Annotated in this window: 13 protein-coding genes; 8 read left to right on the plus strand and 5 right to left on the minus strand. The window is 72.6% G+C overall.

Annotation, left to right across the window (positions count from 1 at the left end):
- Nucleotides 1–59 precede the first annotated feature (59 nt).
- Together ACFTZC_RS16565 and ACFTZC_RS16570 are read left to right on the plus strand one after the other, a co-directional pair.
- On the plus strand, nucleotides 60–479 hold the full coding sequence (locus tag ACFTZC_RS16565) for a pyridoxamine 5'-phosphate oxidase family protein (protein WP_382890191.1): 420 nt from the start codon (nucleotides 60–62) through the stop codon (nucleotides 477–479).
- 198 nt (nucleotides 480–677) lie between these two features.
- A complete protein-coding gene (locus tag ACFTZC_RS16570; protein WP_382890355.1) occupies nucleotides 678–1652 on the plus strand; it encodes a phosphotransferase in 975 nt (324 codons plus the stop codon).
- A 71-nt stretch (nucleotides 1653–1723) separates the two neighbouring features.
- Here ACFTZC_RS16570 and ACFTZC_RS16575 read toward each other — a convergent pair whose 3' ends face one another.
- A complete protein-coding gene (locus ACFTZC_RS16575) occupies nucleotides 1724–3361 on the minus strand; it encodes a protein kinase (RefSeq protein WP_382890193.1) in 1638 nt (545 codons plus the stop codon).
- A 438-nt stretch (nucleotides 3362–3799) separates the two neighbouring features.
- Here ACFTZC_RS16575 and ACFTZC_RS16580 point away from each other — a divergent pair, with 438 nt between their 5' ends.
- The 6 genes from ACFTZC_RS16580 (at nucleotide 3800) to ACFTZC_RS16605 (ending at nucleotide 12057) form a co-directional block, all read left to right on the plus strand.
- Entirely contained in the window at nucleotides 3800–5479 is a 1680-nt protein-coding gene (locus ACFTZC_RS16580) for a protein kinase (RefSeq protein WP_382890195.1), read from the plus strand.
- A 109-nt stretch (nucleotides 5480–5588) separates the two neighbouring features.
- Nucleotides 5589–6458, plus strand: a complete 870-nt coding sequence (locus ACFTZC_RS16585; protein WP_382890197.1) for a hypothetical protein — start codon at nucleotides 5589–5591, stop codon at nucleotides 6456–6458.
- A 119-nt stretch (nucleotides 6459–6577) separates the two neighbouring features.
- Nucleotides 6578–7249 (plus strand): PadR family transcriptional regulator, encoded by a 672-nt coding sequence (locus ACFTZC_RS16590; protein WP_382890199.1) that lies wholly within the window; start codon nucleotides 6578–6580, stop codon nucleotides 7247–7249.
- Nucleotides 7250–7740: 491 nt separating this feature from the next.
- On the plus strand, nucleotides 7741–8559 hold the full coding sequence (locus ACFTZC_RS16595; RefSeq protein WP_382890201.1) for an ABC transporter ATP-binding protein: 819 nt from the start codon (nucleotides 7741–7743) through the stop codon (nucleotides 8557–8559).
- Nucleotides 8556–11399 carry an ABC transporter permease gene (locus ACFTZC_RS16600; RefSeq protein WP_382890203.1) on the plus strand — a complete coding sequence of 948 codons (2844 nt, stop codon included), beginning with the start codon at nucleotides 8556–8558 and terminating at the stop codon, nucleotides 11397–11399. The genes ACFTZC_RS16595 and ACFTZC_RS16600 overlap by 4 nt, the downstream gene beginning before the upstream one ends.
- Nucleotides 11400–11514: 115 nt before the next feature.
- Nucleotides 11515–12057 (plus strand): bacterial proteasome activator family protein, encoded by a 543-nt coding sequence (locus tag ACFTZC_RS16605; RefSeq protein ID WP_365807639.1) that lies wholly within the window; start codon nucleotides 11515–11517, stop codon nucleotides 12055–12057.
- A 144-nt stretch (nucleotides 12058–12201) separates the two neighbouring features.
- On the opposite strand, the gene ACFTZC_RS16610 is transcribed toward ACFTZC_RS16605, so the two are convergent.
- The 4 genes from ACFTZC_RS16610 to ACFTZC_RS16625 all read right to left on the minus strand — a co-directional run bounded on the left by ACFTZC_RS16610 (nucleotide 12202) and on the right by ACFTZC_RS16625 (nucleotide 16644).
- Complete coding sequence (locus ACFTZC_RS16610) at nucleotides 12202–13182, minus strand: NAD(P)H-quinone oxidoreductase (protein ID WP_382890206.1); 981 nt, start codon at nucleotides 13180–13182, stop codon at nucleotides 12202–12204.
- Between the two features lie 104 nt (nucleotides 13183–13286).
- Nucleotides 13287–14342 (minus strand): potassium channel family protein, encoded by a 1056-nt coding sequence (locus ACFTZC_RS16615; RefSeq protein WP_382890208.1) that lies wholly within the window; start codon nucleotides 14340–14342, stop codon nucleotides 13287–13289.
- 20 nt (nucleotides 14343–14362) lie between these two features.
- Nucleotides 14363–15766: a molybdopterin molybdotransferase MoeA gene (locus ACFTZC_RS16620; protein WP_382890210.1), complete on the minus strand. Its 1404-nt coding sequence runs from the start codon at nucleotides 15764–15766 to the stop codon at nucleotides 14363–14365.
- Nucleotides 15763–16644: an NTP transferase domain-containing protein gene (locus tag ACFTZC_RS16625; RefSeq protein WP_382890212.1), complete on the minus strand. Its 882-nt coding sequence runs from the start codon at nucleotides 16642–16644 to the stop codon at nucleotides 15763–15765. The genes ACFTZC_RS16620 and ACFTZC_RS16625 overlap by 4 nt, the downstream gene beginning before the upstream one ends.
- Nucleotides 16645–16659: the final 15 nt, after the last annotated feature.

Consider the following 16659-nt stretch of genomic DNA (forward strand, 5'->3'; position numbering starts at 1 on the left):
TGTTGTTCAGGGGCCGCCTCCCCTGTTGGGAGCGGCTTCCGTGACGGAGAGTGGACGACATGTCCACCGAGGAACTCCGCGCCATCGACCTGCTCACCCGCGTCCCGTACGGACGCGTGGCGACGAGCATGCGGGCCATGCCGTTCGTGGCGCCCGCCCGCCACGTGGTGACGGGCGGCGGCTCGGTCCTGCTGCGGATGCACGCGGGCCACGGATACCACCAGGCGTGCGGCGGCGGTGTGGTGGCGTACGGGGCGGACAACTACGGCAGCGGCGCGGACGACCTCTGGTCGGTACAGTTCACCGGGACGGCCGAGGTGATTGAGCCGACGGCCTCGGAAATCGAAATGTTCGGCGCCAAACCTCACCATGTGGACGGCAATCCGTTCGATCCAGTCTACATGCGGCTTACGCCCCAGTTCATTACCGTACACACGCTCGACTACGCAGACGAGCGACGGAGTCAACACGCTGCGTGATCTAACATCTGACAAGTGCCGCGCTCATATGAACTCGCTGCGCCTGCCGCGACCGCCGTCATTCCCCGGCCCACCGCCGCTCGTGCCAGCCACACAGCTCCGCCTGTCACCGCCCTCCTCGCCACCCCTGCCTTACCTCTCCCCCTTTCTCCACCCCTCGCGCGTACGACCCCGCGCGCCCCGGCCCCGCCCGTACGGCTGCTGCTGCGCCGCTACCGGAACACGGGCGAGCCCCTGTCGTGCGAACCCGTCGCCCAGGGACTGCTCAACCACGGCTACCGGCTCCGCACCACGCGCGGCGCGTACTTCCTGAAGCACCACCTCGACGGCGACCGCGACACCATCCGCCGCCAGCACCGCGCCACCCAGCGGCTCCAGACGCTCGGCGTGCCCGTCGCGCCGCCGGTCGAGGGCGCCGACGGGGACACCGTCGCCGTCCTCGGCGGGCGCTGTTACGCGCTGCATCCCTGGATCGAGGGCAGCCACCGGGACGGCGCGCAGCTCACCGCCCGCGCGTCGCGGCGCCTGGGCGGGCTGCTCGGGCGGGTGCACACCTGCCTGGAGCGGGTGATGGAACCGGGCCCGGCGGCGCTCGCGTACGTCAGCCCGGACCCCGCCGACACCTTCGCGCTCATCGACGAGCTCCTCGTCCTGGCGCGGGGCCGGGCCCGCCGCGAGGTCTTCGACACGCTCGCCGAGCACCGGCTCGTGGAGCGCAGGGCGCTGCTGGAGCGCCACGCCCACCGCCGGCCGCCGCCCGGCGCGGAGCCCGCCACGGGGTGGGTGCACGGCGACTTCCACCCGCTGAACCTGCTCTACCGGGGCGCGGAGCCGGCCGCGATCATCGACTGGGACCGCCTCGGCGTCCAGCCGCGTGCCGAGGAGGCCGTCCGGGCCGCGGCGATCTTCTTCGTACGGCCGACAGGCGAGCTGGAGCTGGCGAAGGTACGGGCGTACGCGCGGGCCTACCGCAAGGCGGCCGGGGCGGGCGCCTCCGAGCTGGCCGCGGCGGTCCACCGGGTCTGGTGGGAGCGGCTCAACGACTTCTGGATACTGCGGTGGCGCTACATGCTGGACGACCGGAGGGCCGACCCGCTGTTCGCCGCGGTGTCGGCCCTCGCGGTCTGGTGGACGCGGGAGTACGAGGCTGTCTGCGAGGCCTTCGCGGGCTGACCCGCCGCCCCGGGTCAGCGGGTCGGCGGGGCAACCCGGTCAGCGGGTCGGACAGCCTCGCTGTCGGCTCCTCAGCCCTGGGAGGTGCCCACGCCCTCGGTGGTGCCCTGAATCGTGCCGGCCGAGGTGTCGCCCGCCGAAGTGCCCGCGTCCGTGCCGGTTCCGCTGGACGTCTCGCCGCCACCGCCGCCGCCGTTGCCACCGCCACCGTTGTCGGCCGGTGTGCTCGGCGTGTCGGCCGTCGGGTCGCCGCCGGTCCCGCCGTCGTCCGTGCCGCCGTCCGCCGTGCCCGTGTCGGGCGCGGACGGCGAGTAGGACGGCTCGTCCGGTTCGGTCGGCGAGTAGGACGGCCGGCTCGGCGGATCGTAGCTCGGGTAGTCGTTGCCGCCCGTGGAGGTGTCCGTGTCGCTGTCCTGCGAGGACTCCGACTCGCTCGGGCTCGGGCTCTCGGACGTCGGGTCCTGGGACGGGGACTGGGTGGTCGGGTTCTTGGTGTCGTTCCCGTTGTCCGTGGTCCCCATGCTGTTCACCGCGTACGCGACACCCGCGATGATCGCGATCAGCGCGAGCGCGACGAAGAGGAAGAGCTTGCCGCGACCGCCGCCGTTGCCGTGGTGGCCGCCGTCGTACCCGCCGTCGTTCGGGTTCATCGGCGGCAGGATCGGGCCCTGCGCGGTCTCCCCGTGCGGCGGGTGGCCCATCGCGGTCGTCTGGGCCATGCCCATCGCCGGGGTGTTGCCGCCCATCATGTGGGCGTCGACCGGGCCGGTGTTCCAGGTGCCGGTGTGGCTGCCCTGCTGCTGGATCATCTGCAGGCCGTACTGGACGAGCCCGCGCATCTCCTCGGCGCTCTGGAACCGGTCGTCCGGCTCCTTCGCGAGCGAACGCATGACGAGTCCGTCCAGCTCCGGCGGCGCCACGTCCGAGACCTCGGAGGGCGGCACGGGGATGTCCTGGACGTGCTGGTAGACCACGGAGAGCGGGGTCTCGCCGGTGAACGGCGGCCGCAGGGCGAGCAGTTCGTACAGCAGACAGCCCGTGGCGTACAGGTCGCTGCGGTGGTCGACCGCCTTGCCGAGGGCCTGCTCGGGCGAGAGGTACTGGGGCGTGCCCATGACCATGCCGGTCTGGGTCATCGTCGACTGCGCGCCGTGCAGGGCGCGCGCGATGCCGAAGTCCATCACCTTGACCGCGCCCGCGTCCGTGATGATCACGTTCGCCGGCTTGATGTCACGGTGGACGATGCCGTGCTGGTGCGAGTAGGCGAGCGCCTCCAGGACTCCGGAGACGATGATCAGCGCCTGCTCGGGCGGCGGGGCCTCCGCGCTGACGAGCAGATCACGGATGGTCCGGCCCTCGACCAGCTCCATCACGATGTACGGCACGGTCTGCCCGTTGACCGTGTCCTCGCCGGAGTCGTACACCGCCACCACCGCGTGGTGGTTGAGGCCCGCGACCGACTGCGCCTCGCGCGTGAAGCGGGCCTTGGAGACCGGGTCCTCGGCGAGATCGCCACGGAGCAGCTTCACGGCGACGATGCGCCCGAGCCGTACGTCCTCCGCCGCGAACACCTCGGCCATGCCGCCGCGGCCGAGGCGATGGGTCATGCGGTAGCGGCCGTCGCCGACCATCCCGCCGACCAATCCGTTGTCGCCCCAGGAGTCCGCCGCATCCGGCACTCCGCCGCCTGCTTCGGGTTCGGGTGCCATCAGTCCTCGCCGTCGTGTCTGTCCGCGGGGGCGCCGCACGCGCGGTCCGCGGGTGGTCTGTCTGTCTCAGGAGCTTTGTGAAGCTTGTGTGACTGCGTCTTTGGCGGAATCGGGATACTCGGTGCCACGGGGTGGAGTTGCTCAGGGTTGGCTGTGGGCCATCACGCTACAGGCTCCGTGTGACACGCCGGTCCAGGACGGACCGGTCATGAAACCCCCCGGCTCGCTGCCCATGCAAATTCCGTGCGGTTCCTGTAACGCTTCCGAGACGCTTGCTGTGTCTACGGTCACGGATCGGGCACCCGGCTTGACGTGTCAGTGGCCTGCGGCAGACTTGGCCAGTAATAACGGGATCACGGCGCCAGTATCGCCGGTATCGACGCGAGACCGCCGCGCGAGGCACGACCGCGTACGCGCGCGCCGAGGGGGAGCACAGTCATGAGCCACGACGGCGCACGGGGCCGCTATGCGGGCGGTTCGGTCGCGGGCGGCCGGTACCAGCTTCGCGATCTGCTCGGCGAAGGCGGCATGGCCTCCGTATACCTCGCGTACGACTCGGCGCTCGACCGACAGGTCGCGATCAAGACACTCCACACGGAGCTGGGGCGCGAGCAGTCCTTCCGCGAGCGCTTCCGCCGCGAGGCGCAGGCTGTGGCGAAACTGTCGCACACCAACATCGTCTCCGTCTTCGACACCGGCGAGGACACCCTCGACGGTGCGGTGATGCCGTACATCGTCATGGAGTACGTCGAGGGCGAGCCGCTCGGCTCCGCGCTCCAGCAGGATGTCAGGCAGTACGGCGCGATGCCGGCCGACAAGGCGCTCAAGGTGACCGCCGATGTACTGGCCGCGCTGGAGACCAGCCATGAGATGGGCCTGGTCCACCGGGACATCAAGCCCGGCAATGTGATGATCACCAAGCGCGGCGTCGTGAAGGTGATGGACTTCGGCATCGCGCGCGCCATGCAGTCCGGTGTCACGTCGATGACTCAGACCGGCATGGTCGTCGGCACGCCGCAGTACCTCTCGCCCGAGCAGGCGCTGGGACGCGGGGTCGACGCGCGCTCCGACCTGTATTCGGTCGGGATCATGCTCTTCCAGCTCCTGACGGGCCGGCTGCCGTTCGACGCGGACTCGCCGCTGGCGATCGCATATGCACACGTCCAGGAGGAGCCGGTCGCTCCGTCCACCATCAACCGGTCGGTCACACCGGCGATGGACGCGCTGGTCGCGCGGGCGCTGAAGAAGAACCCCAACGAGCGCTTCCCGAGCGCGGACGCGATGCGCGACGAGTGCGCGCGGGTGCTGACCGCCGGGCAGCCGGGCGCCCCGGTGATCGTGCCGGGAGCCTCGGGGACCAGCAGCGGGGCGGGCGTGGGCGCGGCGGTCTTCCCGCCGGTGGACCAGTCGGCCCAGACCCCGGGGCCCTTCCAGAGCGCCCCGGGGGTACAGACGCCGTACCAGCCCGGCCCTTACGGCCCCGCGACGCCTGCCCCGGCGTCCGCGTACGGCCCGATGCAGACACCGCCGCCGGCCCACCCGCAGAGCGCCGCCTACGGCTATCCGCAGTCGTCCCCGGCGTACCACACCCCCGCGCCGACGTCGCCCCAGTCGTACGGCATCTCCCCGCAGGGCTCCCCGGGATCCGGCGCGGGCGGTGGGGGCGGCGGGGGCGGCCGGCGGAACACCCCGGTGATCGTGGGCTCGATCGCGGTCGCGATCCTGGCGGTGGGCGGCCTGATCGCGGCCCTCTCGATGAACGGCGGCCCGGACGACGACAAGACCGATCCCTCCGCGAGCACCAGCGGCCCGGCGGTCTCGGCGGACCACCGGGACCCGGAGCGCAACCGGACGATCGACTCCGACAAGTGCACGGCCGCGTCCGAGGACAGCCTGGACCCGTCGAAGGTGCAGGCCCCCGACCTGCGGTACAAGGACATCATCTCGGTGAAGGACTGCCTGCGTAAGGCCGGCTGGACCTGGGCGGAGCCGAAGAAGAAGGACGACGGCGCGCAGGCCGAGGACATCGTGATCACCCAGTACCCCGAGCCGGGCGCGGCCATCCGCCCGAAGGACCAGGAGTTCGAGCTGACGATCTCCACGGGGGACGCGGGCTAGGCTCGTCTGCCGTCCGGATCACGCCGGGCTCGCGCCGATGGCTCACGACGGCGGATCGTAACGAAATGCCCGAGATGCCGGTTTCAGCGTCACATGTGACGCTGAATCGGTGAGTTCGAGTTCCGTTCGCCTCTCCGGCGCGACCGCGGTCGCCGTCGCGGCGCTGCTGCTGGCCGCGCCCGTCGCGTCCGGTGAGGAGGCCGGGGCGGCTGTGGCGCCCGAGGCCCTCGTGGCGGCGCCGGCGCCGGTCGCGTCGGCGGCGCGGCCCGCGGGCGAAGGGCGGCCCCGTCCGGGCCGACCGACGGGCGGGCAGGTCGTACGGCCCGAGGAGGCGGGGCCCGCCGTCGGCCCCGGGCACGGCCGGGACACGGCCCCCGGGAGCGACCACGAGAACGACCCGGGCGGCGGGACGGGAAGCGGCCGGGAAAGCAGTGGGGACGGCGACACGGGTCGCGCCCCTCGGACGGGCACGACGGGTACGGCCGACACCACGGGCACGGCGGGCAAGGAGACCGGAAGGGGGACGGGCAAGGAGACCGGCACGGGCACGGCGGCCGGCCGGCGCCCCGGCGGAGCGTCACCCGCCGCTCCCCCCGCCGCCACGGCCCCTTCCGGCGACGCCGCGCGCCCCGCCCGCACGACACCCCCCTCGGCCACCCCGGCGACCCCCTCACGCGCACGGCCGGACCGGCACGGGAAGGACGCCGGGACCGTCGAAGCCGACGAAGCCGATGAAGCCGATGAAACCGACCAGAACGGGACGGCGAGGGAGGACGAGGTGCCGCCCGAGGGGGTCGCGCAGATCCCGGAGGCGTCCTCGGCGGCCCGCCCACCGGGCGCGGACGCACCCCGCGAGCGGGACACCGGCTTTGTCACCAACGCGTCACGACGTCCCGTCTCCGTACTGACCCTGGGCACCGGAATCACGCTGATCGGGCTCGGGCTCGGCTTCCTCGGAGTGCGGCTGAGACGGCACTGACCTGCTCCGTTACCGCCCGTCTCCCTCTCCCCACCCACCGCGGTAGTACTTACGGCGTACTTACGAGGTCCGCCTCAGGTCGCTTGCAGGCCACGACATACTCGGTATACATACTGAGTATGTCGATTCGCCACGGGCTTCTCGCCCTCCTGGAACGTGGCCCGCGCTACGGCTCTCAGCTCCGTACGGAGTTCGAGTCGCGCACGGGCTCCACCTGGCCGCTCAACGTGGGTCAGGTCTATACGACCCTCAGCCGTCTGGAGCGTGACGGCATGGTTGCCCAGGACGGCGAGGACGAGGCGGGACACGCGCTCTACGTGATCACTCCCGCCGGGCGTACGGAGCTGAAGTCCTGGTTCCGTACCCCCGTCGACCGGGCCAGCCCGCCCCGGGACGAGCTGGCGATCAAGCTGGCCATGGCGGTGGGCTCGCCGGGGGTCGACATCCGGGAGGTCATCCAGTCGCAGCGCCGCCACACGATCAAGGCGATGCAGGACTACACCCGGCTCAAGGCGCAGGCACTGGAGTCCGTGCCGAAAGACCGGGACGAGGTGGCCTGGCTGCTCGTCCTGGACCAGCTCATCTTCCAGACGGAGGCCGAGGCCCGCTGGCTCGACCACTGCGAGGTCCGGCTGATCCGGCTCTCGGTGCTGCCGCTGCGCGAGGACCGGGCGGCGGAGGGCGCCGGGGAACTCGCGGACGACCCGCCGGACGGGGCGCCCGGTGAGGTCTCCGGCGGGGTGCCCGCGAAGCTGGCGCACCAGCCCGGCGGAGCGACGCCCGACGGCTGAGCCGGCGGCCGAGCTCGGGCGGGCCGCACACGCGGCCGAGCTCGGGCGGGCCGCACACGCGGCCGAGCTCGGGCGGCCGCACACAGGTCACCGAGCAGGGCCCCCTGGGCACCGGCCGTCGAGCCCGGACCACCGAGCACCGAGCACCGAGCACCGAGCACCGACAGGCCGACCGCCGATGGTCGGCCATCGGTGGCCGGCTGTCGCGGCCGGTCGTGTCACCCGGTCCGGCCGCCCGGCCGAGGCTCCGCCGCCCGGCCGGCTCCCGGCCGGCACACCGCGCCCGCGCCACGCGACCGGCGCGCACTCGCCCCTTCGTACGCCCTCGTCCACTCCGCACTCGTACGCACCACACGCACCCGCACCCGCACACACGCACCACCCCACGCACTTCACGCACCCGTGCACCAGCACGCACGCACTCACTTACGCAGCTACGCAGCACACAGACCGCTCGCACCGCCACCGCGGACATCCCATAGGGGGACCTCATGCCCGGAAAGTCACAGCAGCACCACCAGCCCCAGAAGGCGCAGCAGCTACCCAGCTCACCCCCGGTCCCCCCGTCCGGGTCCGGCGGCGCGCAGAGCCCCGTCCTCCAGCTCCAGGAGCTCACCCGCGTCCACGGCAGCGGCGCCACCGAGGTGCACGCCCTGCGCGGGGTGAACCTCGATGTCTACCCCGGTGAACTCGTCGCCGTCATGGGCCCGTCGGGCTCCGGCAAGTCCACCCTGCTGACGATCGCGGGCGGCCTCGACCTCCCCACCTCCGGCCGCGTGATCATCGAGGGGACGGACATCACCACCGCCAACCGCAAGAAGCTCGCGGCCCTGCGCCGCCGCAGCGTCGGCTACGTCTTCCAGGACTACAACCTCATCCCCGCCCTGACCGCCGCCGAGAACATCGCGCTCCCCCGCGAGCTGGACGGCGTCTCCGCCCGCAAGGCCCGCGTCGAGGCGCTCGCCGCCCTCGCGGAAATGAACCTCGAACAGCTCGCCGACCGCTTCCCCGACGAGATGTCCGGCGGCCAGCAGCAGCGCATCGCCCTCGGCCGCGCGCTCGTCGGCGACCGGCGCCTCGTCCTCGCGGACGAACCGACCGGCGCCCTCGACTCCGAGACCGGCGAAGCCGTGCTCGCCCTGCTCCGCGCCCGCTGCGACGCGGGCGCCGCCGGCATCCTGGTCACCCACGAGCCGCGCTTCGCCGCCTGGGCGGACCGGGTGGTCTTCCTGCGGGACGGCGCCGTCGTCGACCAGACCCTGCGCAGCGACGCGGACTCGCTCCTCTCCGGCCAGGCGGCCGAGCTGTGAAGACCTGGTACCACTCCTGGCGGGCCGCGCTCCGTATCGCCCGCCGCGACGCCGTGCGCAACAAGGGACGCAGCTTTCTCGTCCTGGCCATGATCGCGCTGCCCATCCTCGGCGTGGGCGCCATCGACCTGACCATACGCAGCTCGGAGCTCTCCGCCACCGAGACGATGGAGCGGGAACTCGGCGACGCCGACGCCCGGTTCTCCGATCCCGAACTCGGCGGCGAACCCCTCCTCCAGGATCCAGAGGGCGAGGCCTACCAGCCGAAGGGGGACTTCGAGGAGAACCCGTACCCCGAGGGCCCCGCCGACATCAAGAAGGCCATCCCGGCGGGCGCCGCCGTCCTGGAGGACTCCGTGGGCTCCGGGAGGCTCCGCACCACGCACGGACTGCTGAACACCGACATCCGTGAGCTGAAGGCCGCGGACCCGATGGCCCGGGGGATCATGCGCCTCGGCGAGGGCCGGTTCCCGGAGAAGAGCGGCGAGGTCGCGGCGACCACGCACTTCCTGGAGGCGAGCGGTCTGCGGGTCGGGTCGAAGCTGACCGCCCGCGGGCTGGACGCCGAGTACCGGATCGTCGGCTCGTACGAGCTGCCGAACGCCCTGGACGCGAACGAGGTCAACGCGCTCCCCGGCGCGCTGCTCGCCCCCCTCGACAAGGCGCTGAAGGCCGCCGAGCTGCCCGGGACGCAGCCCGACACCACGTATCTGGTCAAGCTGGCCGGCTCCGGTGGTTTCACGTGGAACATGGTCCAGGAGATCAACAACAAGGGTGTCGTGGTCGCCTCGCGCGCCGTGGCCCTGGATCCGCCGGCCCGCGCCGACATCCCGCTGTACCAGAAGGAGGGCTGGCTCGACTACAACGAGAGCACCGTCGCCCAGACCGCCGAGCTGGCCGCGGTCGGCACCGTCGTCGGACTCGCGATGCTGGAGATCTGTCTGCTGGCGGGCCCCGCCTTCGCGGTGGGGGCCCGGCGCTCGCGCCGCCAGCTCGGCCTGGTCGGGGCCAACGGCGGCGACCGGCACCACGTCAGGGCCATCGTCCTCGGCGGCGGTCTGGTGATCGGTGTCAGCGCGGCGGTCGTCGGTACGGTTCTCGCCATCGGCCTGACCTTCGCCCTGCAGCCCGTCCTTGAGGACTACATGGGCGCGCGGTTCGGCAGCTTCGACATCCGACCGCTGGAGCTGGGCGGTATCGCGCTGCTCGCCGTGCTGACCGGTCTGCTCGCCGCGATCGTCCCGGCCGTCACCGCCTCCCGGCAGACCGTCCTGGCCTCGCTCACCGGACGCCGCGGCGTCCGCAAGTCCAGCAGGGTGCTGCCGGTCGTGGGGCTGATCGCGGTCGCCGTCGGCGCGGCGATCGCGCTGTACGGGTCGCTGATGACCGATCAGTTCGTCATCGTCGCGGGCGGCAGCGCCATCGCCGAACTGGGCGTCGTCGCGCTGACCCCGGCCCTGGTGGGGCTGTTCGGCCGGATCGGCCGCTGGCTGCCGCTCTCGCCGCGGCTGGCGCTGCGGGACTCCGTACGCAACCGCGGGCGCACGGCCCCCGCCGTGGCCGCCGTGCTGGCCGCCATCGCGGGCACCGTCGCCGTCTCCACGTACACCGCGAGCAACGACGCCCAGAACGAGGCCAGTTACGTGCCCAATCTGCCCCACGGCGCGGTCTCGGTCATAGTCACCGAGGGCGGCGGCCGGGACGTACCCGCCGTGCGTCAGGCGGTCCAGCAGAGCCTGCCCGTCGAGGTCCGGGCCGAAGTGGAACGCATCAACGTCGGCAAGCCCAGTTGCTCGATGTACAGCGACGAGGAGGGCTGCGGACAGTTCCAGGTCATCGTGCCCGAGGCCAACCAGTGCCCGCTGTGGGAGTCGGACGACTCGGAGACGGAGTTCACCACGGCCGAGCGCCGCAAGCTCGGCAAGGACTGGCGCTGCTGGCAGGACGACGTCTTCACCGAGGTCGACAGTGGTGTGCTGGTCGGCGATGCCAACGTGCTGAAGGTCCTCGGGATCAAGGACCCGGCCGCCGAGAAGGCGCTCGCGGAGGGCAAGGTCGTCTCGTTCGACAAGCGGAACATCAACAAGGACGGCAAGATCGACATCCGCCTGATCACCGACATCGAGGCCGCGGACAAGGCGATCGAGCAGGACAAGGAGCCGCCGGGCGAGATCAAGTCGTTCCCGGTGCACCAGACCCCCGAGGGCACCAACGCGTACGGCCTGTCCATGCTCATGACCCCGGCCACCGCGAAGGCCGCGGGCGTCGGCACCGCCCCGCTCGGCGCGTACTACTCGACCACCTCCCTGCCGACCAGCGCCCAGCAGCAGAAGCTGGACGGTGAGATCAACAAGACCGGCTCCGAGGTCAGCCTCAGGATCGAAAAGGGCTACGTCGGCGAGACCAGCATCGTGCTGCTGGCACTGACCGTCTTCGCCGGTCTGGTCACCATCGGCGCCGCCGGTATCGCCACCGGGCTCGCCCAGGCCGATGCCGAGGCCGATCTGAAGACGCTCGCGGCCGTCGGCGCCCCGGCGCGGGTCCGCAGGACGCTCAGCGGCTTCCAGTGCGGGGTGGTGGCGGTGATGGGGGTCGTCCTCGGCTCCGCGGCCGGCGTGCTGCCCGCCATCGGGCTGCGCCTGACCGAGGAGCGCGCGCAGGACAAGTGGTACCAGGAGGCACTGGACCAGGGCGGCCAGATGGCCGCGCCGTACGTGCCCATCGTCGTCCCGTGGGGCACGCTCGCCGCCCTGCTGATCGCCGTCCCGCTGGGCGCGGCGCTCCTGGCGGCGCTGGTCACCCGCTCGCACCGCACGCTGGGCCGCAGGGCCGCGACGTAACGTACCCACGCCCTGAACCGTGCCCCCGTACGAAAGACGGACCGTCCGAAAGCCGGATCGTCTTCGTACGGGGGCACGCCGCGTGCTGACGCACATGTGCGAGACAATGGACCGCATGGAGATGCCGAGGAACGAACGGTCGCAGGAGAGCCCCCATGTCCTGGTGGTCGGACAGGACGGGATGGCGCTCGGCGGCGGCGGGGCCGACGCCGAGGCGCGTGAGATCCCGGTGACGGAGATGGTGGAACAGCCCGCGAAGGTCATGCGCATCGGCAGCATGATCAAGCAGCTTCTGGAGGAGGTGCGGGCGGCTCCCCTGGACGAGGCGAGCCGGGTACGCCTCAAGGAGATCCACGCCGGCTCCGTGAAGGAGCTGGAGGACGGGCTCGCCCCCGAACTGGTGGAGGAGCTGGAGCGGCTCTCGCTCCCCTTCACCGACGAGGCGATCCCCTCCGAGGCGGAGCTGCGCATCGCGCAGGCCCAGCTGGTGGGGTGGCTGGAGGGGCTCTTCCACGGGATCCAGACGGCGCTGTTCGCCCAGCAGATGGCGGCCAGGGCCCAGCTGGAATCGATGCGGCGCGCTCTGCCGCCCGGCTCCGTCCCGGAGGAAGAGGGCGAGCCGGGCCATGGCGCGATCCGCTCGGGCCCGTACCTGTAAACCCTCGGCAGCCGGCCGGGTAAGGCCTTCGCCAGCCGACCGGGTAGGGCCTTCGGCAGTCGGCCGCGGCCTCTGGCACGAGTGTGGTCCGGCGCGTGTGCCGTGCGCCGGACCACACTCCGAGGACCGGCGGGACCGGGCGGCTCAGGAGGTGAGGAGCAGCACCTTTCCGATGTGTGTGCCGCTCTCCAGCGCACGGTGCGCGTCGGCGGCCTGCTCCATCGGGAACGTCCGGTCCACGATCGGCCGGACCTGTCCGGCCGCGATCAGCGGCCAGACATGCTCCCGTACGGCCGCCACGATGGACGCCTTCTCCGCCAGGGGACGGGCGCGCAGCGAGGTCGCGGTGACGGCGGCGCGCTTGCTCAGCAGGGCACCGAGATTGAGTTCGCCCTTCGCGCCGCCTTGGAGGCCGATCACCGCGAGCCGGCCGTTCACGGCCAGCGCCTTCACGTTCCGCTCCAGATACTTCGCGCCGACGATGTCGAGGATGACATCCGCGCCCGCGCCGTCCGTGGCCTTGCGGATCTCCTCGACGAAGTCCTGCTCGCGGTAGTCGATCAGGATGTCCGCCCCCAGCTCGGCGCAGCGCGCCAGCTTGTCGGGACCGCCCGCCGTGACCGCGACCCGCGCGCCCACGGCCTTGGCGAGCTGGATCGCCATCGTGCCGATCCCGCTGGCGCCGCCGTGCAGGAGGACCGTCTCGCCCGGCCGCAGATGGGAAATCATGAAGACGTTGGACCAGACCGTCGCGGTGACCTCGGGGAGCGCCGCGGCGGTGGCCAGGTCCAGCCCTTCCGGCACGGGCAGGAGCTGCCCCGAGGGTACGGCGACCCGCTCGGCGTAGCCGCCGCCGGCCAGCAGCGCGCACACCTCGTCCCCGACGGCCCACCCCGCGACGCCGGGGCCCAGCGCCGTGATCCGGCCCGCGCACTCCAGGCCGGGGTAGGGGGAGGCGCCGGGCGGGGGATCGTAGAAGCCCTGGCGCTGCAACAGATCGGCGCGATTGACGGCGCTCGCCACCACCTCGACGAGCACCTCGCCCTCACCGGGTACGGGATCGGGCACCTCGGCCCATACGAGCGCGTCGGGGCCACCGGGTTCCGGAATCGTGATCGCATGCATGGCCGCGAGGCTACTCCTGCGGGTCACGCGGAGAGGCCAGGTCGGACGCACGGTCGGCCGACTCCGCCCGACGGCCGGTCAGACCGCCCTGGCGGCCGGTCAGGTCAGTCGCTCAGGCCGGACTCCGCGGGGCTCGTGGCCCGGACGATGGTGATCAGGCGGTCCGTGAGCTGGAGCGGGCTCGCGGCCGGGTCGTCGTACCCGAGGAGCCGGTGCCCGCGCAGCACGCTCACCACCAGGTCGTCCGTCTCCCGTACGCTCCGCCCCACCTCGGCCTTTATCACCGGGCGTTCTATGAGGTCGAGGCCGCTGCCCTGCTGGATCAGGTCCTCCATCACCGTGCCGGCGCTGGGGCTGAGCACGGAGAGCCCGAGCAGCCGGCCCGCCGCGCTCGCGCTGGTGATCACGGCATCCGCGCCGGACTGCCGCAGCAGCGGCGCGTTCTCCTCCTCGCGCACCGCGGCGACGATCTTCGCGCCCCGGTTGAGCTGTCGGGCGGTGAGGGCGACCAGCACCGCCGTGTCGTCGCGCTGAGTGGCGATCACGATCTGGCGGGCGCGCTGGAGTTCGGCCCGCAGCAGCACATCGCTGCGGGTCGCGTCGCCGACGATGCCGACGAACCCCTCGGCGTTGGCCGCCTCGATCACCTTGTTCGACGGGTCGACGATGACGATCTGTTCCTTCTTCAGACCCGTGGCGCAGAGGGTCTGTATCGCCGAACGCCCCTTGGTTCCGTAGCCGACGATGACGGTGTGGTCGCGCAAGTTGGACCTCCAGCGGTTCAGCCGCCACTCCTCCCGGGTGCGCTCCGTGAGGACCTCAAGAGTGGTTCCGACCAGAATGATGAGAAAGAGGACCCGCAGCGGGGTCACGAGCAGGACATTCACCAGCCGCGCGCTGTCGCTGTACGGGACGATGTCGCCGTACCCCGTGGTGGAGAGCGTGACGGTCGCGTAGTAGACGGCGTCGAGGAAGTCGACGGAGTCGTCCGCGTTGTCGTGGTAGCCCTCCTTGTCGATGTAGACGATGAAGACCGTCAGCGCGAGGACGAACAGCGCCATCAGCAGCCGTCGGCTGACCTGGAGCAGCGGCCGTACGGCCGTGCGGCGCGGCAGCTTCACCCGTGCGGCGACCACATGCTCGTCCGCGCGCCTGGCCATCGCATCCTGGCCGGGAAGTTTCACGTGAAACACCCTCCGTCGACCGATGCCGTGGCGTTCCACGGCAGGTCGAGCACTTCCAGATCGTCGCCCGGCCGCGCGCCACCGGGCTTCACCACCGCGAGCCCGTCCGCGGCGGCGATACCGCGCAGCATGGCCGGTCCGTTGAATCGCAACGGTACGAGCCCCTCGTCCCGGTGGACGAAGGGGACGAGCCTGGTGTCGGACGGATGTCCGTGCACCGCGTCCCTCACCGGTACGTGGTACGGCGTCCGGCTCGCCCGTCCCGCCAGCGCGCACAGCACGGGCTCGGCGAGCGTCAGCAGCCCGGAGACCGCGGCGAGCGGGTTGCCCGGCAGCCCGATGAACAGCTTCTCGGGGGCCCGCCGTGCCAGCACCATGGGGTGGCCGGGGCGCACGGCGACCCCGTCCACCAGCAGCTCGGCGCCCGTCTGCCGCAGCACGGTATGGACATGGTCGACCGGTCCCGCCGCCGTGCCGCCGGTGGTGACGACGAGATCCGCCGTGGACTCGGAGACGGCGCGGCGCAGGGCCTCGGCATCGTCGCCGAGCCGGCGGGTGGCGATGACCTCGGCGCCGAGGGCGCGGAGCCAGGGCGCGATCAGCGGGCCGAGGGCATCGCGGATCAGTCCGTCGCGGGGGAGACCTTCGACGAGCAGTTCGTCACCGAGGACCAGCACCTCGACGCGGGGGCGCGGGACCGTGGGCAGCTCGTCGTATCCGGCCGCCGCCGCGAGCCCCAGCACGGCGGGGGTGATCACGAACCCGGCCGGCAGCAGGCGCTCGCCGGATCGGCACTCCTGGCCGCGTGGCCGGATGTCCTGGCCCTGGGTCACCGGGCGCTCGGCATGGAGCTGTCCGACACCGTCGGTACGGGCGTGTTCCCGGCGGATCACGGCGGTCGCGTCAGGGGGGATGCGGGCGCCGGTGGCGATCCGTACGGCCGAACCGTCGGGGAGGCGCGCCGCCGTGGCGTGCCCGGCGAGCAGGCCGGCGCCGCGGTCGCCCGCATCGGCGTCGGTGCTGCCGCCGTCGCCGGCACGGCCGCCGCTCTGTACGGACCAGGGGCCCGGCCCGGCGACCGCCCAGCCGTCCATGGCGGAGGTGTCGAACGAGGGCAGATCGGTGAGTGCGGTCAGCGGCTCGGCGAGCGCGAGCCCCAGAGCCTGGTCGAGGGGGACCCCGCGGGAGCGGGCCGGCGGCCCCCCGGCCCGTGCCGGACGCCCGGAGCGGGCCGCGAGCGCGCGGGCGTCGGGCCATGCCACGGCGCGGTGCCGCCCGGACACGGCACCGCCGGCGTGGTCACCGCCCGCGCCGGCCGGCCCCCGGCCGACCAGCGCCAGCACGTCGTCGATGCCGTCGATCCCCTCGACCCCGTCGACCTCACGGTCATGGGCGGTCATCCGGCGTCGGCTCCCTCGGCCCCGGTCCCCGGCTCGGCCTCGGCCTCGGCCGCCCAGCGCAGGGCCAGTGCCTCGGCCTTGCGTGCCGCTTCCGCGACGGCTTCGGGACCGTCTCCCCCGGCCCTGCCCGCCGCGTAGCCGACCAGGAAGGTCGTCAGCGGCGCGGCGGGCCGGGCGACGCCGTGCGCGGCGTCGCGGGCGAGGTCGAGGAGGACGGAGATGTCGACGTCCAGCTCGATGCCGAGTTCGTCCTTGACTGCGGTGATCCATTCGTCCAGCACGGTCCCATGCTCCCTGATCCTGGCCCGGGCCGTGGAGATGTCCTCCCAGGTGTCACAGTCGAAGGAGTCCAGAGGCCCCGCGTCGACCCGGGCGAGTTCGAGTTCCTGCGCGAGCAGCCGCAGCGGCAGCCCGGCGAGGCTGCCGTACTCGGTACGGAGCAGGGCGATCTCGCGGCGCAGCGGCTCGGCGCGGTACGCCGCGACCAGCGGCTGGTCCCGGCCGTCGGCGTCGGTGAGCAGGGCCCCCTCCGCGCCGCTCGTGGCGAGCGCCCCGACCAGCTGGCGCACCGTGGGCCGGGAGAGGAACGGCAGATCCGCGGAGAGGACGAGCACCGTCTCCGTATCGGGGCGGACGCCGCGGACCCCGGCGTCGAGCGCGGCGAGCGGCCCGCCGCCCGGCGGCTCCTCGCGGGCCCAGCGCACCGGTCGTGCCGTCGGCCGCCGGCCGCCCACGACCACGGTGTCGGCGGCCCCGTCGCAGGCGGCGAGCACCCGGTCGAGCAGGGCCCGGCCGCCGACCCGTACACCGGGCTTGTCGACCCCGCCGAGCCGTCTGGCGGCGCCTCCGGCGAGCACGATGGCGTCATACGCGGTCATGGCTGCATTATGTGC

Origin of the sequence: Streptomyces sp. NPDC056987 (genome assembly GCF_042673865.1) — a bacterium.
GTDB lineage: Bacteria > Actinomycetota > Actinomycetes > Streptomycetales > Streptomycetaceae > Streptomyces.